The organism is Clostridium rhizosphaerae, assembly GCF_016765585.1.
Taxonomy (GTDB): Bacteria; Bacillota; Clostridia; order Clostridiales; family Clostridiaceae; genus Clostridium_AT; species Clostridium_AT rhizosphaerae.
This window is the reverse complement of the sequence record NZ_JAESWC010000004.1, coordinates 235,285-258,065: the sequence shown is the minus strand read 5'-3', so window position 1 is coordinate 258,065 and position 22,781 is coordinate 235,285. Positions and strand designations below refer to the sequence as shown.

The window sequence follows — 22,781 nt, the reverse complement described above, 5'->3', positions numbered from 1 at the left end:
ATATCTAATTTATTGAGGAGTTGAAAATATGAATTTTAAATATGTAATAGTAGGTGCAGGACTAGCTGGAATTACAACTGCAGAAAGAATTGCTACGGAACTTAATGAAAAGGTACTGATAATAGAAAAAAGAAACCATATTGGCGGGAATTGTTATGACTATTATAATGAAGATGGAATTCTTATACATAAATATGGACCCCATATTTTTCATACAAATTCCAAGGAAGTATGGGAATATTTAAGTAGATTTACAAAATGGTATCACTATCAACATAGGGTATTAACTTATATTGATGGACAGCTTATTCCAATGCCAATAACCACTGAAACTATTAATAAGCTATATAATTTAAATTTATCTAATTTTCAGGTGGAGGAGTTTTTAAGCAATCAAGCTTTAAAAATAGATGAGATTAAAAACTCCGAGGATGTTGTATTAAGTAAAGCTGGAACTGATATATATGAAAAGTTTTTTAAGAATTATACAAAAAAACAATGGGATGTATACCCTGATGAACTTGATAAATCAGTAATATCAAGAATACCAGTAAGGTATAATAGAGATACACGTTATTTTACCAATAAATATCAAGGTATGCCAAAGTTTGGATATACTAAGATGTGTGAGAAGATACTTGATAATCCTAATATCCATATATTGTTAAATACGGATTATAAAGATGTTATCAATGATATAAATTATGAGAAGTTAATATATACAGGTCAGGTAGATAGCTTTTTTGATTTTAAACATGGCAAACTAAAGTATAGAGCGTTAAGATTTGAATTTGAGACATTAAATTCTGAGTCCTATCAAGAAGCATCAGTAATAAACTATCCAAATGACTACGATTTTACAAGAATAACAGAGTTTAAGAAGTTAACAGGCCAAGAGTCCAGTAAGACAACTATAGTTAGAGAATACCCAACATGGGATGGTGAACCTTATTATCCATATCCAACAAATGACTGTGCAGAACAATATAAACTTTACAAAAAAGAATGTGATACACTAAGTAATGTGATTTTTATAGGACGTTTAGCAGAATACAAATATTATGATATGGATGCAGTAGTAAAAAGAGCATTAGATGTATTTAAGACTCAAATCGGGAGACAGGATAAATGAGCGTCGCTAAAAACTATGTGTATAATGTAATATATCAGATAGCTAATCTTATTATTCCTCTGATAACGGTGCCATATATTTCTAGAGTTTTAGGAGCGGAAGGTGTAGGTATAAATGCCTACACTAATTCAATTGTTCAATATTTTATTTTATTGGGAACCATAGGTATATCATTATATGGAAGCAAAAGTATTGCCTATATTCGAGATGATAGAAAAAAAATAACTAATACCTTTTGGAGTATTTTTTCATTACAGATTATCATGTCACTATTTGCTTATGTATTGTATATTGTATTTATTTCTGTATTAGCAAAAGATAATAAAATAATTTTATTAATACAATCAGTAAATATACTTGCTGCAGCAATAGATGTTACTTGGTTATTTTCAGGTATTGAAGACTTCAAGAAAACTGTAACCAGAAATTTAATTGTAAAGACCTTAAGCGTTATAAGCATATTTTTATTTGTAAAACAACGAAGTGACCTGTGGTTATATACTTTTATATTAGCCTTTTCTGTATTACTAGGACAAATTGTATTGTGGACATATGTAGGAAAGATTGTTGACAAATATGTTTTTGACTTCAATGAAATAAAAAAGCATTTTATGCCATCATTTAAGCTTTTTATTCCTCAGATAGCGATTCAAATATATCTAGTGCTAAATAAATCGATGCTGGGATGGATGGCAAACAAAACTGAAGTAGGACTATATGAGAATGCGGATAAAATAGTTAAAATGTCGCTTGCAGTTTTAACAGCGACGGGTACTGTTATGCTGCCAAGAATATCGAATACTTTTGCTAAGGGAGACATTAATAAAGTCAAAGACTATATTATCAAGTCGTTAAATTTTGTATCTTATCTTTCTATACCTATAACTTTTGGACTGATTGGTATCTCTGCACAATTTGTTCCGTGGTTTTTTGGAGATGAATTCAATAAATGTATTGAATTAATAATAATATTAAGCCCTATACTTATTTTTATATCATTGAGTAACGTAATCGGAATACAATATATGATTCCTACAGGGAAGACTAATGAATTTACTTTATCTGTAACTTCCGGAGCAATAGTTAATCTTTTATTAAATATATTTTTAATAAATAGTTTTTACTCAATTGGAGCAGCTATATCTACATTGATAGCAGAAATATTCGTTACTGTTGTTCAGTTGTTTTTAATAAGAAATGAAGTTAAAATATCAGTAATTTTAAGTGATTTTATTAAGTATATAATGGCTGCTTTGATTATGATGATTAGTGTAAAGTACTTAGGCAGCATATTAGGTGTGTCTATAAGAACAACATTTATCCAAATAGTATTGGGAGCTGTAATTTATATTTCAGTGCTTTTTATAGTAAAATCTGAATTTAATAAAAGTTTATTTATGAAAATAATTAAAAGCTTCTCTAGGTAATTTTATATTATATGTGTTACTAAAAGTAACAAAGAAATAAGTATTTTTTTGTATAAATTATACGAGAAATATAATTTGTGATTGTATATATATAAATAATTTATTATAATTTAATTTAGAAGTTATTAATTATAGTAAAAATAATTATAGCTTCTAAATAAATTTTTAGGGGGAGGTTAATGGTAGGGAAATTTAAAAAAATATCAACTGTAATTCTAATTGTGTTTGCTTATATTATTCTTAATTTTACAAGTTTTGTTAAGGCTGATCAGCTGCCGGCAATTCTTACTATTGATAATCCTGTAAACCTATCATTGCAAACAGGCACTATAGAAATCAATGGATATGCATTAAGCAGTAATACTATACAAAGTATAGATGTTTATGTAGACAGCAAAATTGTAGGACAAGCAATTTATGGAGTTGAAAGGCAAGATATACAACAGAAGTATGCTCAATATCCTAATGCTTTAAATAGCGGGTTTAGAGTTAATCTAAATACCAGAGCCTATAATGACGGTATACATGAAATTAAAATAGTGCTTAATGATAAAATATCTAGCAGTATTTTTGGTATCTTGAAGTTAGATATAAAAAATCAAAGAACTGCGATTATGGGACAAACTATTGCCTCAAAAGATCAAATGATAAAAGATCTTCAGCAAAATAACAATATAAAAGATTCAACATATATAGATAGCTTTGTGTCTATAATACTAGATGAAGCTTCTATAGAAGGTGTAAGAGCTGATTTAGCTTTCGCACAAATGATGAAAGAAACTAATTATTTAAAGTTTACAGGTATTGTTAAAGAGGAACAGAATAATTTTGCTGGTTTAGGAGCTACTGGAGGAAGTGTAACAGGTGCAAGCTTTCCTGATATAAGGACAGGTATAAGAGCTGTTATTCAGCATCTTAAGTGCTATGCTTCTACTTCTCCTATTAAATTAGCAATAGTAGACCCAAGGTATGGAGAATGGCTTAGAGGAAAAGCTCCATATGTAGAGTGGCTTGGTATAAATGAAAATCCTAACGGAGTGGGATGGGCTAGCGATCAGAATTATGGTTATGATATTGTAAACAGAGTTAATAAAATAATCAGTATCAAAGTTGATAAACCAACAGCCAAAATTAGTAGCTTTAGTGTGCCAAATGAAGTTTTTACTGATAAGTCAGTTAGTTTATCAGCTGTTGCAACAGCACCTCATAAAGTTTTATACAGATATTGGCTAGGTAATAAGGATACAGGTGAATGGACAATAATAAAAGACTATAGTGAAAGTGGAACATTTAGCTGGACCCCAACAAAACCAGGACGATATCAAGTTGTATTACATGTAAAGGATCAGTATAGTAATGAGGGCTATGATGATGATAGAGGAATAGATTTAGTTGTGACTTCATTAGCTGGAAAAATAATCGGAACTAATGTAGGACAGGAATTTTACACAAACAAACCTGCACAACTAACTACAACAGCAACAGCTCCAAACAAAGCTTTATATAGATATTGGCTAGGTAATAAGGATACAGGTGAATGGACAATAATAAAAGACTATAGTGAAAGTGGAACATTTAGCTGGACCCCAACAAAACCAGGACGATATCAAATTGTAATACATGTAAAGGATCAATATAGTAATAAAGGCTACGATGATGATAGAGGAATAAATATAAATGTATTGCCAAGTGCAAGTATTACTAATATAATTGTAAATTCAGAAGCATACACAAATACACCTATTCAGCTTTCAGCTGCAACAACATCACCCAATAAGGTTTTATATAGATATTGGCTAGGTAATAAAGATACAGGTGAATGGACAATAATAAAAGATTATAGCGAAAGTAGGACATTTAACTGGACCCCAACAAAGCCAGGACGATATCAAATTGTATTACATGTAAAGGATCAGTATAGTAATAAAGGTTATGATGATGATAGGGGAGTGGATATAGTTGTAGCTTTACCAACTGCAAAAATAACCGGAGTTAATATAGGTCAGGAATTTTATACAAATAAATCTGCACAATTAATTACAACCGCATCAGGACCTAATAAAGTATTGTATAGATATTGGCTAGGAAATATGGATACAGGTGAATGGACAATAATAAAAGATTATAGTGAAATTGGGACATTTAACTGGACACCTACAAAACCAGGACGATATCAAATCGTAATACATACTAAAGATCAATATAGCCTAAAAGGCTATGATGATGATAGAGAAATAAATATAAATGTATTTCCAAGTGCAAGTATTACAGGTGTAAATATAAGTCCAGAAGTATACACAAATAAACCTATTCAGCTTTCATCTACAGCAATATCACCAAATAAAGCTTTATACAGATATTGGCTAGGAAATATGGATACAGGTGAATGGACAATAATAAAAGATTATAGTGAAATTGGGACATTTAACTGGACGCCTACAAAACCAGGACGATATCAAATTGTAATACATGTAAAGGATCAATACAGTAACAAAGGTTATGACGAGGATAAAGGAATAAACATAGTTGTAAAACAAAGTAAACTTATAGTTATAGATCCTGGTCACAACTATGGTGGAGATGACGGTGCATATGGCAAGTATCCGGATATAATATATTCTGAAAGAGACTTAAATATGCAAATGGCATTAAAGCTTAAGGGTGAATTAGAGAAATTAGGCTATAGCATTATATTAACTAGAGATGAGAACGACAGAAGTAAAGAAGATGCAAAGACAAGCCTTCAAAAGAGAGCTAACATAGCTAATAATGCAAATGCTGATTTATTTATTAGTCTGCATCATGATGTAAATTCAAGCACATCCAGAACAGGTATAAGCACACACTATAGTACTTATAAGCCTGGAATAGACACAGATGGTGTTAATCCAAATGGAAATGACCCAAATGGATGGTATAGCGATGTTAACATCGATACAACTCCATCGGATGCTGCGCTAAAAAGCCGTGATTTGGCTATCAAACTTGCAGCAGGACTGTCAAGTTCTTTAGGTTATAATAATCTTAACGCTCATGATCATAACCTGTTTGTAACTGTGAATACAAATATGCCGGCAGTTTTGATAGAAGAGGGATTTTTATCAAATCAAGCCGAAGCGCAGAGATGTGCTGATGCAAGCGAACAGCAAAAGAAAGCTCAAAAAATAGCTCAGATTATCAATGATTATTTTTCGTCTTAAGTTAATATAAAGTGGACAGGTATTCTTATAGGAATCCTGTCTTTTTTTATGATGAAATTCTTTTGTCGAAATACATCACATTTGTTTACAATTTACAACACGAAACTGTTTGAAACTATTAAATAAATTTGATATCTTATGTAAGAGAAAGTTATCTTTTGTAATAAAGCATGTTGATACCTAAAATTATAGAAAATTTTAGCGAATTTTTATAAAGATATATATGTCTGAAAAAGTATTTTTATGTTATAATCATGTATAGACAAGTATACAGTTAGGGGTGAGTCTGTTGTTTAGTAAGGATAGTTACATACCCTATTATTTACAAATATATAATGAACTTAGAAATAGAATTGACTCGATGATGTACAAGCCTAATGAAATACTGCCTTCTGAAAATGAATTAGCTGAAGAGTTTAATGTAACAAGGGTTACAGTCAGAAATGCTATTAAAAAACTTAAGGATGAGGGGATTATAAGGACAGAAAAAGGAAAAGGTTCTTTTGTAAATCGTCCTAAAATTGTACAGAATTTAAATAATATATATAGCCTTGGAATGAATACCGAAGAAACAGGGTATAGTCTTGAAAATGAGATTGTAGAAATTGTTACATTACTACCAGATAATAATATTAGAAAAAGCCTTATGTTAGAGGAAGATGAAAAGGTTGTTAATGTAAGAATAATAAGAAAGCTAGAAGGAATACCTGTAGTTATTCAAATGTCATATTTACCTAAAAAAATAGTTTCAGATATAAAGGCAGAGCACTTAAAGAAAACTACAATTTACGATCTTTTGGAAAATAAATATCAAATAAAATTAGCTAATGCAAAGGAATATTTAGACCCCATAGTGGCCGATGAAATTTATTCAATGGCATTAAATGTAGAAGTCAATACTCCTCTGTTTATGACAGAGAGAACTACATATGCAGAAAATGAAATACCGGTCGAATATAGAAAATGTATAATAAGAAGCGATAAGTTTAGGTTTTCAGTGGAACTTAAATAGTGTTTAGATAAACGTTCTTTAAAATGAGTGTTGGGGGTAAGGAAATGAGCGAAACAGTAAACGATAATGTTATTATAAGTATTGAATACAAAGATGAGTATAAAAAGAGTAAAAACTATTATATTTTTAAAAGTATTATTGATATTTTAGGAGCAATTTTAGGAATCATAGTATTAAGTCCTGTACTTATAATAACAGCAATAGCTATAAAGCTTGAATCAAAAGGCCCTATAATTTTTGGACAAGAACGAGTTGGATTTAACGGTAAGATGTTTAAAATGTATAAGTTCAGATCAATGGTTCAAAATGCAGAAGAATTATTAAACAAGCTCAAGGACAAAAATGAAATGTCTGGACCTATGTTTAAAATGAAAGAAGACCCTAGAATTACTAAGGTAGGTAGGTTTATCAGAAAGACAAGCATAGATGAACTGCCCCAGCTTTTTAATGTTTTAAAAGGGGATATGTCACTGGTCGGACCAAGGCCAAATTTACCAAGAGAGGTAAGAAAGTTCAATGAGTACCAAAAGCAAAAGCTTTTAGCTAAGCCTGGGCTTACATGTTACTGGCAGGTTATGGGAAGAAATAATATAGATTTTGAGGAATGGATTGAGCTTGATATAAGATATATAAAGGAAAGAAGTATCTGGCTAGACATAAAGCTTATATTTAGAACGGTTTTTGTATTGTTTGGAGATAAGAATGCTATGTAGGAGGGACTAATTATGTTATGCGCTTTAATAATGGCTGGAGGAAAAGGAACTAGATTTTGGCCTCTATCTACAGAAGAAAAACCAAAGCAATTTTTAAAGCTGTTAGGTGAAAATACAATGATTCAAATGACTGTGAAGAGAGTTGAGAAGTTACTTCCTATAGAAAGAATTTTTGTTGTTACAGCTAAGCAATATGTAAGTCTTGTAAAAGAACAGTTACCCAACCTACCAGATAGGAATATTATTGTGGAGCCTGTAGGTAAAAATACTGCTCCGTGTATTGCATTATCAGCGTTTATAATAAAGAAATATTACCAAGATGCGAACATAGCCGTATTGCCTTCAGATCATTTAATTAAAGATGAAGAGAAATTTATCCAAGTGCTGGCTGATGCGGACAAATTTATTAAGGAAAAACCCAAGGCAATCGTTACTATAGGTATGACTCCAGATAGACCTGAAACAGGATATGGATATATAAAATATTCAGGAAATAAAATAGAAGTTAATAGTTCGCAAATAATTTCTGTTGAAGCATTTGTAGAAAAACCTAATTTAGAAAAAGCTAAAGAGTATTTAAGTAGTGGGCAGTACTTATGGAATGGTGGAATGTTTATTTGGAAAGCAGATAATATTCTAAATTTAACAAGAGAGTATTTAAATGAAACTTATAATATACTAAGTGAAATTGCTGCAACTAAGGAAGAGCATTTTGAGGAAAATCTTGAAAAAAAATATAATGAAGTTCAAGGGATTTCTGTAGATTATGGAATAATGGAAAATGCTAAAGATATTTATGTTATTCCAGGTGATTTTGGATGGGATGATGTAGGTAACTGGAGTAGTATAGAAAGATATAGTAAAAGGGACAATAATGATAATGTAAAAAATGGTAACAGCTACTTTTATAACTCATCAGGGAATATTGTTGTTACAAACAAAAAAGTACTTTTAAATAATATAGATAATCTTATTATAGTTGAAACAGATGATTATATTTTAGTATCCTCAAAAGACAGGGAGCAGGAAATAAAAATTGCTAAGGACTTAATTTCTTAATTAAATTAATATATAGCCAAAAAGGAGATTTTCAAATGAAGAAAGCACTTATTACTGGAATTACTGGACAAGATGGTTCATATTTAGCTGAACTTTTACTAGAAAAGGGATACGAGGTACACGGAATTATAAGAAGACATAGTACTATTAATACAAAGAGAATAGACCATCTGTTTGAAAATAAAGAAATAGGCAATAAAACATTATTTTTACACTATGGGGACTTAACTGATTCAAGCAATTTAAATAGATTAATAGAAAAAATTCAGCCGGACGAAATATATAACTTAGCAGCACAATCTCATGTTGCAGTTTCATTTGAAGTGCCTGAATATACAGCGGAAGCAACAGGTGTGGGGACTATAAGACTATTAGATGCTATAAGAGAAAGCGGGGTAAAGTGCAAATTTTATCAGGCTTCAACATCTGAACTATTTGGCGGGCTTCCTGATACAGCTCCGCAAAGTGAAAAAACACCATTTTATCCAAAGAGCCCATACGGGGTTGCAAAATTATATTCATATTGGATAACAGTTAATTATAGAGAGTCCTACAATCTATTTGCTTGCAATGGAATATTATTCAATCATGAATCGCCAAGAAGAGGTGAAACTTTCGTTACAAGGAAAATAACAAGAGCAGTTGCAAGTATAATGGCTGGAAAGCAGGAAAAACTTTCACTTGGAAACCTTGATGCTAAGAGAGACTGGGGATTCGCAGGCGACTATGTAGAAGGAATGTGGCTAATACTTCAACAGGAAAAACCACAAGATTATGTTCTTGCCACTAACGAAACTCATACTGTTAGAGAGTTTGTTGAGCTTGCATTTAGAGAAGTAGGCATCGAAATAGAGTGGAAGGGCACTGGAGTAGATGAAAAAGGAATAGATAAGACTACAGGACGAGTTCTTGTAGATGTAAATCCTAAATACTTCAGACCAGCAGAAGTTGAGCTCTTATGGGGAGATAGCTCAAAGGCTGAAAAAGAGTTGGGTTGGAGGAGAAAAGTTGATTTTTCGTCTCTTGTAAGAATGATGGTAGATGCAGATATGAAAGAAATTACTGGTGTTTATATCTCAGAATTTCTTGAAAAGGCTGAGGCTGCAACAACAATGTAATATAAATTAAATTAGATAAAGCAATCTCTGAACCGTTCTTAGCGTCGAGATTGCTTTAAAAAATATTTAGAAGAATTGTATTAATTATTATCTAAAGGGAGTGATACTATTGGATAAGAATAGTAAAATATATGTGGCAGGTCATAGAGGACTTGTTGGGTCAGCAATAGTAAGAAATTTATATGAAAAAGGATATAGAAATATTATAGCAAGAACTCATTCAGAATTAGATTTAACTAATCAACAAGCTGTAAGAGAGTTTTTTAAATTTGAAAAACCAGAGTTCGTTTTTTTGGCAGCAGCTAAGGTAGGAGGAATAAATGCTAATAATACTTATCCAGCAGACTTTATATATGATAATTTACAGATTCAGAATAATATAATAAGGGCTGCCCATGACTATAGTGTTAAAAAGCTCTTGTTTTTAGGAAGTACATGTATTTACCCTAAAATGGCACCTCAACCTATTAAAGAAGAATATCTATTATCAGGATATTTGGAACCAACTAATGAAGCATATGCAATAGCTAAGATAGCAGGACTTGAAATGTGCAAATTTTTCAAAAGACAATATAACGATAATTTTATAAGCTGTATGCCAACAAATCTTTATGGACCAAACGATAATTTCGATTTAAGCAGTTCACACGTAATGCCTGCACTGATAAGGAAGTTCCATGAAGCAAAAGAAAAGAATCTTTCTCAAGTTGAGATATGGGGTACGGGAACTCCGTTAAGAGAGTTTTTATATGTTGATGATATGGCGGATGCATGTGTATTTCTTATGGAAAAATATGATGGAGAAGAGCATGTGAACATAGGAACTGGTGAAGAGGTTTCAATTGGTGAACTGGCCAAATTGATTAAAGAAGTAGTAGAGTTCGAAGGCGATTTGGTATTTAACCCTAAAATGCCTGACGGTACTCCAAGAAAGCTAACTGATGTGAGTAAGCTGCATAATCTTGGATGGAGACATAAAGTAGAATTAGTTGATGGAATAAGATATGCATATAGCTGGTTCGTTGAGAATATTAAATAGGAGTAATTTGGATGAAAAAAAAGTTGCTGATATACGCTCATTACTTTTATCCTGACGTAGCTTCTACCGGGCAATTAATAACAGAACTAAGTACAGAATTACAAAATGATTTTGAGATTACAGTTATTTGTGTAGTTCCTAGTTATAATGGAAAGGTAGAAGAATTCTATAGGAGAAAAAGAATATTTGAAGAAAAATACCAAAATATAAAATTAATAAGAGTTAGGGTACCCGAATTTGATAAAAAAAATAAAATTAGCAGAATTAAAAATATCGTAACATACTTTTTTAATGCTATATATGCTACATTTAAAATTGATAGACAAGATGTTATTTTTAGTATTTCGCAGCCTCCTATTCTTGGAGGAATAAGTGGCTTTATTGGTAAGCTAATTAATCATGCAAAATTTATATATAATATTCAAGATTTCAATCCAGAGCAGTCTGAAGCAGTATCTTATGCTAAGAGTAAGCTGCTGCTTAGTATTGCAAAAATGTTAGATAAGTTTAGTTGTAGCCATTCTGATATGATTGTAATCGTGGGACGAGATATGCAGCAAACTCTTAACAAAAGGTTCGAAAATAAAAAAGTTCCTAGTAATATTGTAATTAATAACTGGATTGACGAAAAAGAAATTTATCCATTACCAGACAAAAACGAATTTGTTACCCAATTCAGAGAGAAATATGGTTTAGGTGATAAATTTGTTTTCATGTATTCAGGGAATATTGGGCTTTATTACGATCTTGAAAATATAATAAAAGTTATAGGAAGATTTAAGGATAAAGAAAATGTGATTTTTGCATTTATTGGTGATGGAACATTAAAGCAAACATTAGTTAATTATGTTAAAGAAAATCATATTGCAAATATAAGATTTATACCTTATCAAGATAAAAATGATCTTATATATTCTCTTAATGCTGCTGATATTCATATTGTAACAAATGCAAAAGGGATAAAGGGGATATCAGTACCTAGTAAGATTTATGGAGTAATGGCAAGCGGTAAGCCTGTGTTAGGTATATTAGAAAATGATTCAGAGGCAAGGAATATTATTGAGGAAGCTAATTGTGGTATATGTTGTGAGCCCGGAGATTACAAAGCCATATACGAAACAATAAATTATTTTATTAATAGTGATATCAACGAAATAAAGGAAGTGGGAAATAACGGTAGAAAACTGATAGAATCAAATTATAATAAATCAAATTCAATTCATAAGTATAGGAAATTAATCGATAATTTAGGATAGAAACGGTATTGGATTGCTGGTAATATATAAGCGAATAAATTCATTTATTAAAGTAATTACAGTTCCAATATAAAAAAACAGTACTTTATTATTTGTCACTAATTATATGGAGGAAAATAATGAAAAACATAATGTATTTTTTATGGCGAGGAGGAATGGGAGGAGGAGAAAAAGTAGTAATAAACTTGGCAAAAAATATTAATAGGGAACAATTTAAAATATATGTATGTCTATGGTGGAAGGAAGAAGATAGTAAAAGATTTAAAGAGATACTAACATTGAATAATATTGAAATATTACAATTAGATGGCGAAAACAAGTTTACATTAAAAGTATTTAAACAACTGTGTAATTTATTAGAAGAACATAAAATCAATATTATTCATTCTCATGGTGTAGTAGCAAAATTTTTTGGGACTCTAGCAGGAAGAATAAAAAAAGTAACACCAGTTATCACAATACACAGACTAACGAAAGATCGTAGCTTTAAACATAAGATACTAAATTTATTCTCCATTATTCTTTCTAAAAAGATAATATTTGTGAGTAATGAGGTTAAAAGAACTTTAAATATATTTGAAAAGTTGTGTATTAGGAAAAAAAGCAATAAAGTGATTTATAATGGAGTGAATTTTAGAGAAATTACTTTACTGTCAAATATAAAAGATGATCTTGCAATTCAGCTAGAAAGAGAAAAAAAGGAAAATCAATTTAAATATATTACTTTCATTGGAAGATTAGATCCAATAAAGGGCTTGGATTATTTACTTGAAGCTTTTAAACGGTTAATTAAGATTGATGACTTATTTAGGCTAATTATAGTTGGTGATGGTGAGTATAGAGAAAGTATTATAAATAAAATTAATGAACTAAAATTAGCTAGTAAGATTAAAATGTGTGGACACAAAGATAATGTATATCCATATTTGAAGTTGTCTGAAGTATTTGTAAGTCCGTCCTTATCAGAGGGACTACCATTATCAATTTTAGAAGCAAGTATTCTTGATGTGCCGATTGTTGCAACTAATGTTGGTGGAGTTGGAGAGATTTTGGATAATTATAAAAATAAAATATATATTAATCCTAAAAATGTAGATGAGATAATTAATGGTGTTGAAAAAATAATTAAATTAAAAAAGATAGATAATATAAATAATTTACAAAAGTTTGAATTGTGCAATATGATAGAGAAACATGAAAAAATTTATGTTGGTAAATGAAGGAGAATCTATGATAGATAAGTTACTTATATATGCAATTTTATTACTACCTATAATGCATGCATATCAATTTTTAAATTTTCCGGTATCGATTGGAGAAGTATTTTTACTCATGGCATTCATAATATACTTGCTAAAAAATAAAATTAAGTTTGAGAATAATACTATTAATAGTATTAACAGAGGAAATATTTTATTTTTACTCTTTGCTTTACTCACGCTAATATTCTATAAAATTGCAGGAACAAACTATTTTGATTCAATAGAGTTTATAAAGAGTTTTATAAGATTAGCATATCATAGTATCCTTTTAATTTTTTTGTTTAAAAGGATAGATTCTAAAAAGTTTTTTGATATATATACAAAGCTAGCAACTATATTTACACTCTATTTATTTTTACAGTTAGTACTGCATTATATATTTGCCAAAGATATTGGAGCAATAACTATTAAAAATAAAATGTGGATTGAACAGGCATCGTTATATGCTAGTGGAATTTTATATCGACCAGCCTCACTTTTCTTAGAATCATCATGGTATGCAATTTATTTAGCTCCAATTCTAGCTTTCAATTTAATAATTAAATGTAATTTGAAAGTTTCGATATTACTCACTTTAGGTCTTGTACTTTCAACATCAAATTTTGGATTTATTTTTACTTTTGTTTGTTGGGGATATTATTTTATAATTAATATAACTAAAATTAATAGGATAATAATAGGAAGTATACCCATTATAATAGCTATAGTTGTTTTACCAAAAATTCAATTAATATCTGACACAATATACAGATTAAAAAGTTTAGGGTCATTAAATGGTAGGTTTCTTGCAGGAGTTGATATATATAAGCAGCTCCCATTAATAAAAAAAATATTTGGAGTTGGTTTTGCAAATGTACAGAATTATACAACATATAATTTTCTCGATATACATTTAAGTGAAAGAGCAGAGTATATGAGCACTTTAATCTATTTATTATGTACGTTTGGAATTATTGGTCTTATATTATATTTAAGATATTTCTGTAATTACTTAAAATATTTAAGCAAAAGAAGTTATATATTTCTAATTTTAACATTCCTATTGCTATTATTTGACTCAGCTATGTTAATGCCACAGTATGTTGTTTATTTTATGACTTTAAACATGTCAGTGCTACTCGATAAAAAAATAATGGTATTAGATTGATGGGGGTATTAATGGAAAATAAGAATAAAATTATATTTTTTGATTATTTAAATGAAGGTCATCACTGGTTCTATAATTCAAACATTATTAATGAGATTAATAAAATATATAATGTAAATTATATTACGACAGAGTTAAATAATTCTCAAAAAGATTACTTGCAAGCAATAAATGCTAATTATACACAGGTAAAATCAATTACAAATAATAAGTATAAGAGGATATTTAGTTTTATAAGTGTATTTGATAAGGTAATAAAATTATATAAAAATAAATGCGCTAGGGGAATACATTTTTTTACATTAGATCAAATTATTATTCCATTATTTATTTGCTTTTACAATCGTAATATTCCGATAACAGCGACACTACATTGGATACCTAATCAGAAACTAAAATATTATATGATTAGAAAATTTATGAAAAAGAACACCTTAAGGATATTAGTTCATGGAGAGTATATAAAAAAAGAGTTAGTTGATAGATTAGGTAGTGAATATGAAAATAATGTATTTGTTGCTAATTATCCTATCATGGAATTTACGAGGAAAGAAGATGAAGAGATAAAACTATTGAACAATGGTAAACTGAATATTCTATATTTTGGAGGAACAAGATATGACAAAGGAGTTGATATACTCCTAGAATCATTAAAAAGTGTTAAAAGTGATTTTAATCTAATAGTAGCCGGTAAAGAGGAATACTTTAAAAAAGAGTTTATAGTTGAAGAAATCAATAAATTAAATTGTGAAAGTATCTTAAAGTTAGAGTATATATCTGATGATGAAGTATATAATTATTTTGAAAGTGCCGATATTATTGTAATTCCATATAGAAAAATATTCGGTGGACAAAGTGGAATTTTGACAGAATGTATTAATCATAATAAAGTCTTAATTGCACCTGACTTAGGCCAAGTTGGATGGACTGTTAAGCAGTACGATTTAGGTGTGTTATATGAATGTGAAAATATAAAAGATTTATCTATTAAAATTGATAATGCATTGAGTAACTATGAAAATATAAAGGATAGATATTTAAAAAATCAAACAATATATAAAAGAGAATCAAACTTTACAACATTAGTTAAAAGTTATGAAAACATGCTTGTTGAGAGGTAACTAAGATGAAAGATAAAATAATGCTAGTTTATCAGGACAATTATCCATGGGATATACGTATTGAAAAATTCTTAATTACATTAAGTGAAAAATACGAAGTACATTTAATATGTAGAAATAAGAATTTAAATATAGAAAGTGAAAGTTTAGCTAAGGATATTTACGTTCATAGATTTCCAATTAAGTTATCTAAGATAAAAATAATAAGTGAGCCTTTTCATTTAAACGCATTTTGGCATAGTTTTGTAAATAGCATGATGAACGAGATAAACCCTAAATGTGTAATTGTTAGAAATTTACCATTGGCTAAATTGGTTATTAAGTCTTCTAAAAAGAGAAACATTCCTGTGATTTTTGATAATGCGGAAAATTATCCCGAGTTTATAAGATTTTTCGAGAAGTATGATAATGTAGTTTTTAGGCTTTTAGACAAGGGTGGATATTTCGAAAATCTAGAAAATTATTGTGTTAAGAATGCAGATTTCACAATTAATGTAATTGAAGAAAATACAAATAGAATAAAAGAAAAGCTAGAAAATGTTGACGCTAAAATGGACGAAATTTATAATGTACCATACAAAATTAAGAATCAGATATTAAAGCAAAAAATTAACCCTAATATTTTTAACATCTGTTATATAGGCGCATTAGAAGATGATAAATTAAGAGGGGTAAGTACTGCAATTAGAAGTTTAAAATATTTAAGTAATAATTATGAGCTAACAATTATAGGGGATGGGCGAGATGCAGACAAATTAAAGGATGAGGCTGAGGAATTAAAATTAGATAATCGAATTCACTTCACTGGAAGATTAGAGTACAAAGATATAATAAAATATGTTGCAAAGTTTGACATAGGAATTGTACCTCATATGAAGGTTAATATGACTGATACAACTATGGCAAATAAAATTTATGAATATATGGCGTATGGATTGATTGTAATAACAACAGATGCCATTCCATTAAAAAGGTTTGTTGAGGAAAATGATATAGGATTTGTATATAGAAGTGGTGATGAGAAAGACTTAGCTCAGAAAATAAAAGAGGCTACATCAAATCTAGAATTAATGAATGAAATGAAGAAAAAAAATACAGATAAACATATTAATGAGTTTAACTGGGATCAAGAAAAGATGAAGCTTTTTGAAATAATTGATAATCTGAGATAATAAGACGATATGTAAAGTATATATAAGTAAAACTAAGTTATATTAGAATTATTAACTAAGAATATTTTATATAAGGATTTAGAACTATTATGCTAATGAAGATATAATTTAAATTAAAAAAGGAGATAGTAAATTGAGAATAGGTATATCCGCCCCAATTACAATTAATGAGTTAAAAGAGTATATTTATGATGGTGATTGTGATATAGAGGGATTAAGATCACCTATTATTACAAGGTTGGTTAAGGAATTTATAAAGGAAAATAATCAGGTTGTAGTGTTTACTCTGGATAGAGAAATAACTAAACCTAGATTACTTAAAGGGGAAAATCTTACAATTTATGTTGGTCCATATAGGAAAAAATCAATAGTTAAAAAATTTGATTTTTATCTTAATGAAAGGGAATTTTTATTTGAGTGCATGAAAAAAGAGAAGATGGATATTCTAAATGCACATTGGACTTATGAGTTTGCGTTACCAGCAATAAAATATAATTTAAACTCTATAATAACTGTTAGGGATTGGGGACCCAGAATATTTGCATTGAATCCAAGTCCGGTTATATTGAAAAGATTAATATTAGATAGGTACACGGTTTATAAGGGAAGGTTTTTTTCATCTAATTCAGAGTATATAGCTAAAAAGCTGAAAAGTAAAAGGCCAAATTTAGATGTAAAAGTTATACCAAATGGATTAAATTCTGCTTCTTTTAATAACAATGATAAGAGCCTAAATTTGACGAGACCTAAAATTATTGCGATAAATAATGGATTTGATAATGTGAAGAATGTAAAAAATATATTAAGGTTTTTTAAAGAGATAAATAAAGATTTACCTCAAGCAACCTTATCACTAATTGGAAAAGAAAATGGTAGAAATGAAAAAGCACATCATTGGGCACAAGAGAATAATTGTTGTGAAAATGTAAACTTTGTTGGATATTTAGACTATCAAAAAGTTATGGAAGTATGCAGAAATTCTGATTTATTGATTCACTTATCTAGAGAAGAATCTTTTGGTGGAGTTTTATTAGAGGCAATGGCTCAAAAGCTACCAGTAATTGGTGGGGTGGATTCAGGAGCAGTTCCATGGCTGCTTAATTATGGTGAAGCAGGTATGTTAGTAAATGTTGATGATATAGATGATGTCAAAGAAAAAACAATAAGAATATTAACAGATTCAGAGTTATGGGACAAGTATTCAACTAGTGGATTTAATTATGTATATAATAACTTTCGTATTGAAGAAATCACAAAAAAGTACCTTGAATATTATGAAGAAGTTAGTATCAATTTCAAAAAATGAGGAGAAAAATTTGGTATGCTGGGGAATTTAATTAGAACTTTATATATAAATACTTTTATGAAAGTAAAACTAAAAAAAAATAACAATACATCATTATCATATTTATCAAAAGATGTAGTGTTAGAGGATTATATTGTTATTGGTGCTGAATGTAAGATATCAAATGGAGTTTTCATAGGCAGAGGTACAGCAATTGGTGAAAATGCATTTATCAATCACTGTAAAATCATTGGAAGATTTTGTTCAATTGCAAGAAATGTTTCGATAGGAATTGGAAATCATCCAAAACAATTTTTATCTACAAGTCCAATATTTTATTCAAAAAGCAGAGGATTAGTTAATGTTGATAGTTATGATTATAGAAAAGAAGATTTACCTGCAATTATAGGAAATGACGTTTGGATTGGTGAGAATGTTTTAATAATGAATGGTGTAAAAGTTGGCAATGGAGCCATAATTGGGGCTGGAAGCGTAGTAACAAAAGATGTGGTGGATTATTCTATTGTTGGGGGCGTTCCTGCAAAAATCATTAAAATGAGATTTAATGAAGATGTGATGAAAAAGTTAATTAATAGTAGATGGTGGGAGAAAGATTTAGATGTGCTATCTAAATTGGAATTCACCAGTAATATTGAAGATGTTATTAATCAATTATAGGCATTATTTATATTTATATAAGGAGATTCTTATATGATTAAAGTTAAAGTAAAGAGAGTGCTTAAGTTTTTATATGTGAAAATATCTCGTTTTATATTAAGTTTGTTTTACAACTGCAAATATTTGCAAGGACGATATTTTGAGGAAAGTATAGCAGGATTTAAATGGGCATGGAAATCTTTGATATGGCAAAAAGTATTTAGAATAAATTCTCATATACCATGGCCTGTAAGCCCATTTATCTCAATAAGTTGTCCTGAAAATATTATTTTTGAAATAGATGATCTTCATAATTTTCAAAACAAAGGTACTTACTTTCAAAATTTTAATGGGAAAATAATAATAGGAAAAGGTAGTTTTATAGCTCCTAATGTAGGACTTATTACTGCTAACCATAATTTTTTAGAATTAGACAAACATGATCTAGGTGAAGATATAATTATAGGAGAGAAATGTTGGATTGGGATGAATTCAGTTCTGCTGCCAGGAGTTAATTTGGGAAACAATACAATAGTTGGCGCAGGTTCTGTAGTAACAAAAAGCTTTCCAGATGGAAACTGTGTTATTGCTGGAAATCCAGCAAAAATCATAAAAATGATAAAATAAAGGGGAATTACTAGATGAGTAATAAAGAAAAGTCCGTTATATTTTTCCTCGCAAAAATAATTAATTTAAGTATAACACTGTTGAGTATAACAATAGTTTCAAGAGGTCTTTTAGTAAATGATTATGCAAATTATAGATTTATTATAACTGGGCTTAACATGATAATAGCTATTATATCTGTTGGGTTGCCCAACTCGATATTATATTATTTATCTGGAGGTATGAGAGAAAAATACCTTACAAATGCATATGTAGCTATAATATTAATGGTGCTTGCTATTATATTTCTTAGTAATCCGTTAGTATTTTTTATAAGTAAAATGATAAAGTCTGATATATTCTTTTCATATAAAATATATTTTATGATAATGCTAATATTAACATTTGTTAATTCAACTACCGAGAATTTTTATGTAGCGTATAATAAGTCAAAGTTACTTTCGTTTTCTATTGTTATTCCAAATTTAATATATATGGCTTCATTAAGTATTTTATATTTTTTAGGGTTAAACATTAATAATATCCTAATTGTATATATAGGAAGAGAGTTATTTAAAAGTATATTATTTATTATTTTTGTTATCAAAAATAAAATTAACTATAAGGTTATTGATTTTACTTCAGTAAAAGATATTTTAGTTTTTGGGATTCCGATAGGTCTTTCTTCCATTATTGGAACGCTAAATCTAAATCTGGACAAGGTAATTGCTTCAAATTTGTTAGGAAAAGAAGCATTCGTAAAAATTACAAATGCTACCTTTGAAATACCTTTTGTTACATTTGCAGCTGCGTCATTATTCACTATACTTACACCAGTTATGAAAAAACACTATGATGAAAATAAGTATGATGAATTACTTAAGGTATGGAATAAAGCTGGTCGTACAATGATTCCAATAATTATTTCAATAACTGTTGCAACTATGTTTTTTTCAAAGTCTTTTATTATATTTTTATATTCAAGACAATATTTAGACTGCTTGGTGTATTTTGTGCTATATCAATTCAATACACTTAATAGAATTTTTGTTTATGGTTCAATTTTTCTTGCATCTGGCAAGAATAAAATATATACTTTAAATTCAGTTTTGTCATTATTATCCAATATAATTTTAAATTTTATTCTAGGAAAATTAATTGGAAGTTTAGGTATAGTATTAGCTACAGTGATAAGCACGCATTTAATGGTATTATTACAAAATTACCAAATATCTAAGGTTCTTAACGTAAAGATAAAAGATACATTTCCTATTAAAGACTTTGTTAGAGCTATTGTAATAGCAACTCTAATAAATATACCTTTGTTCATAGTTTATTATGTATTTTTCTTTAATAATACTGTACTAGGATTGGGAATGCTTATAATTTCATGTGGTATAACTTTCATATATATAAGTATAAAAGTTAATGATGAGATTTTAAATTATTGTATAAATAGAGCTAAAAATATAGTAAGAGCTAAATAAAAACAAATTTGAAAATCTACTTCATAAAATATGTTGATTTGATGTTTTTATTATAGGTACAAGCAGTAAAAATAACATGGATATTAAAGTTATAATTTTATTAAAGTTACAGAGTGTAATAAAGAAGTGGTAAATAATTTTAGGAGGATTATTATGAGTTTATATAATAAGATTATTGAGGGACAAGAAAAGATTGCCGTTATAGGGCTAGGGTATGTTGGAATGCCATTAGCAGTTTCTTTTGCAGAAAAGGTTAGTGTAATAGGTTTTGATATCAATGCTTCAAAAGTAGAACAATATAAAAATGGACATGATATAACAAATGAAGTGGGAGATGAAAAGTTAAAAACAACTACTGTAGAGTTTACTAGTAATCCAAGTAAGTTAAAAGAGGCTAAGTTCTACATTGTAGCGGTTCCAACACCAATTAATAAGGATACAACTCCAGATCTGACACCAATTATAGGGGCATCAGAAATTGTAGGAAGAAATCTTAAAAATGGATCAATAGTTGTATTTGAATCTACTGTTTATCCAGGGGTTACTGAAGAAATATGTTTACCAGTACTAGAAAAGGAATCAGGTTTAAAGTGTGGAGTAGACTTTAAAATTGGGTACTCACCAGAAAGAATTAATCCAGGAGATAAGGTCCATACTATTGATAAAATAGTTAAAGTTGTATCAGGAATGGACAATGAAACACTAGATGAAGTTGCAAAAATATATGAATTGATAATAGCTGCAGGAGTTCATAGGGCAGATAGTATTAAAGTAGCGGAAGCTGCTAAAGTTATAGAAAATTCTCAAAGAGATATAAATATTGCTTTTATAAATGAGCTTTCCATTATATTTAATAAAATGGGCATTGACACAAAAGCAGTCTTAGAAGCAGCAGGTACTAAATGGAATTTTATTAATCTTAATCCAGGTTTAGTTGGAGGTCATTGTATAGGGGTAGACCCTTATTACCTAATCTATAGGGCAAAACAGTTAGGGTATCAATCACAAGTAATTTCAGCAGGCAGAAGGGTGAATGATAGTATAGGCAAGTATATAGCTGAAAATACAATAAAGAAACTTATACAAGCAGGCAAAACTATTAAAGGTGCTATAGTTGCAGTTATGGGAATAACATTTAAAGAAAATTGCCCTGATATCAGAAACTCAAAAGTAATAGATATTATAACTGAGCTTCAAGAATACGGAGTAATAGTTAAGGTTTATGATCCAATTGTTAACAAAGATGAAGTATTACATGAGTATGGAATTAAATTATGTGAACTAGAAGAATTGAGAGATCTTGATGGTGTTATTTTTGCTGTATCTCATGATAAATTTAAAGTGTTAGATATAGAACAAATAGGCAAATTATATTCAAATAAATGCCAAGATTTTGAAGAAGTAGCCGCAACAAAGGAATTAAGTGAACAGAGAAACAATGTATTAATTGATGTGAAAGGGATTTATGAAAGTAAGCAAGCTATTGAAAAAGGATATATTTACTGGAGACTGTAATTATATATTTCGTATAGTATTTCATTATAAAATGTGTTTTCTGCAAAGTTAAATTCCCTGTTTTTGCAGAATTATAACTGGAAAGTATGCCAGCAGTTTACACCATTATAATTGCATTGAACGATAGCATCAAGGGTTCGCTAACGCCTCACTTAAAGATTCGCCCTTACTATCCTTCAATGCAATATTTAAAATCTCTTCCTGATTGGCAAAAGTACTGGAAAATTTTCTTCTGCAATTACTGGGATTTTTGTTTTACAACAAACAATAAAGTGGCTATGTGGAATCAAATATAAATGCCAAAAGACTATAGAAAAAATAATTCTATAGTCTTTTGGCATTTATAATATTTTAATTGTAATTAAACTTTTAAGTATTAATAGTTAATACCAAAAGCATCAAAAATAACTATGGTATTAGAAGAAGAAGGATTCTTCTGTCCGGTAGCAACAATTTTAATAGTATGCAGAGCATTAGTTAAACCAGACTTTTGATAAACAGTTGTTTTAGTTTGCTCAGTAGCCGAATATAAATCAACATTAGCATCTAATACACCGTCAATGTAAACGTCAG

The 22,781-nt window shown here is 29.2% G+C and carries 19 protein-coding genes; 18 read left to right on the top strand and 1 reads right to left on the bottom strand.

From position 1 onward, the window contains the following. Positions 1-28 precede the first annotated feature (28 nt). The 18 genes from glf to JK636_RS11175 all read left to right on the top strand — a co-directional run bounded on the left by glf (position 29) and on the right by JK636_RS11175 (position 22,208). Positions 29-1,132 (top strand): UDP-galactopyranose mutase, encoded by a 1,104-nt coding sequence (gene glf, locus JK636_RS11260; RefSeq protein ID WP_202749090.1) that lies wholly within the window; start codon positions 29-31, stop codon positions 1,130-1,132. Further along, on the top strand, positions 1,129-2,559 hold the full coding sequence (locus JK636_RS11255; protein WP_202749089.1) for a flippase: 1,431 nt from the start codon (positions 1,129-1,131) through the stop codon (positions 2,557-2,559). Before glf ends, JK636_RS11255 begins: the two co-directional genes overlap by 4 nt. Positions 2,560-2,738: 179 nt before the next feature. Then, the gene (locus JK636_RS11250; RefSeq protein ID WP_202749088.1) at positions 2,739-5,759 is read left to right on the top strand and encodes a triple tyrosine motif-containing protein; all 3,021 of its coding nucleotides are present in this window, start codon (positions 2,739-2,741) and stop codon (positions 5,757-5,759) included. A 289-nt stretch (positions 5,760-6,048) separates the two neighbouring features. Continuing rightward, a complete protein-coding gene (locus tag JK636_RS11245; protein ID WP_202749087.1) occupies positions 6,049-6,771 on the top strand; it encodes a GntR family transcriptional regulator in 723 nt (240 codons plus the stop codon). A gap of 44 nt (positions 6,772-6,815) precedes the next feature. Beyond that, on the top strand, positions 6,816-7,484 hold the full coding sequence (locus JK636_RS11240; protein ID WP_202749086.1) for a sugar transferase: 669 nt from the start codon (positions 6,816-6,818) through the stop codon (positions 7,482-7,484). Between the two features lie 12 nt (positions 7,485-7,496). Beyond that, entirely contained in the window at positions 7,497-8,543 is a 1,047-nt protein-coding gene (locus tag JK636_RS11235; protein WP_202749084.1) for a mannose-1-phosphate guanylyltransferase, read from the top strand. A 35-nt stretch (positions 8,544-8,578) separates the two neighbouring features. Continuing rightward, positions 8,579-9,661, top strand: coding sequence for a GDP-mannose 4,6-dehydratase (gene gmd, locus JK636_RS11230; protein WP_202749083.1), 1,083 nt, complete (start codon positions 8,579-8,581; stop codon positions 9,659-9,661). Positions 9,662-9,770: 109 nt separating this feature from the next. Further along, positions 9,771-10,700: a GDP-L-fucose synthase family protein gene (locus JK636_RS11225; RefSeq protein WP_202749082.1), complete on the top strand. Its 930-nt coding sequence runs from the start codon at positions 9,771-9,773 to the stop codon at positions 10,698-10,700. Positions 10,701-10,711: 11 nt separating this feature from the next. Next, positions 10,712-11,956 (top strand): glycosyltransferase family 4 protein, encoded by a 1,245-nt coding sequence (locus tag JK636_RS11220; protein WP_202749081.1) that lies wholly within the window; start codon positions 10,712-10,714, stop codon positions 11,954-11,956. Positions 11,957-12,075: 119 nt separating this feature from the next. Then, a complete protein-coding gene (locus tag JK636_RS11215) occupies positions 12,076-13,176 on the top strand; it encodes a glycosyltransferase (protein WP_202749080.1) in 1,101 nt (366 codons plus the stop codon). A gap of 10 nt (positions 13,177-13,186) precedes the next feature. After that, positions 13,187-14,365: a hypothetical protein gene (locus JK636_RS11210; protein WP_202749078.1), complete on the top strand. Its 1,179-nt coding sequence runs from the start codon at positions 13,187-13,189 to the stop codon at positions 14,363-14,365. A gap of 11 nt (positions 14,366-14,376) precedes the next feature. Then, entirely contained in the window at positions 14,377-15,486 is a 1,110-nt protein-coding gene (locus JK636_RS11205; protein ID WP_202749076.1) for a glycosyltransferase, read from the top strand. 5 nt (positions 15,487-15,491) lie between these two features. Further along, positions 15,492-16,658 carry a glycosyltransferase gene (locus tag JK636_RS11200; RefSeq protein ID WP_202749074.1) on the top strand — a complete coding sequence of 389 codons (1,167 nt, stop codon included), beginning with the start codon at positions 15,492-15,494 and terminating at the stop codon, positions 16,656-16,658. Between the two features lie 133 nt (positions 16,659-16,791). Continuing rightward, positions 16,792-17,964 carry a glycosyltransferase family 4 protein gene (locus JK636_RS11195; protein WP_202749073.1) on the top strand — a complete coding sequence of 391 codons (1,173 nt, stop codon included), beginning with the start codon at positions 16,792-16,794 and terminating at the stop codon, positions 17,962-17,964. A gap of 15 nt (positions 17,965-17,979) precedes the next feature. Continuing rightward, positions 17,980-18,621, top strand: coding sequence for a CatB-related O-acetyltransferase (locus tag JK636_RS11190; RefSeq protein WP_202749072.1), 642 nt, complete (start codon positions 17,980-17,982; stop codon positions 18,619-18,621). A 33-nt stretch (positions 18,622-18,654) separates the two neighbouring features. Continuing rightward, positions 18,655-19,227 carry a DapH/DapD/GlmU-related protein gene (locus JK636_RS11185; RefSeq protein WP_202749071.1) on the top strand — a complete coding sequence of 191 codons (573 nt, stop codon included), beginning with the start codon at positions 18,655-18,657 and terminating at the stop codon, positions 19,225-19,227. Positions 19,228-19,241: 14 nt separating this feature from the next. Next, on the top strand, positions 19,242-20,693 hold the full coding sequence (locus JK636_RS11180) for an oligosaccharide flippase family protein (RefSeq protein WP_202749070.1): 1,452 nt from the start codon (positions 19,242-19,244) through the stop codon (positions 20,691-20,693). A gap of 153 nt (positions 20,694-20,846) precedes the next feature. Continuing rightward, positions 20,847-22,208 carry a nucleotide sugar dehydrogenase gene (locus JK636_RS11175; RefSeq protein WP_202749069.1) on the top strand — a complete coding sequence of 454 codons (1,362 nt, stop codon included), beginning with the start codon at positions 20,847-20,849 and terminating at the stop codon, positions 22,206-22,208. Between the two features lie 376 nt (positions 22,209-22,584). Here JK636_RS11175 and JK636_RS11170 read toward each other — a convergent pair. Continuing rightward, a partial coding sequence (locus JK636_RS11170; RefSeq protein WP_202749061.1) for a hypothetical protein occupies positions 22,585-22,781 on the bottom strand: 197 nt, incomplete at its 5' end.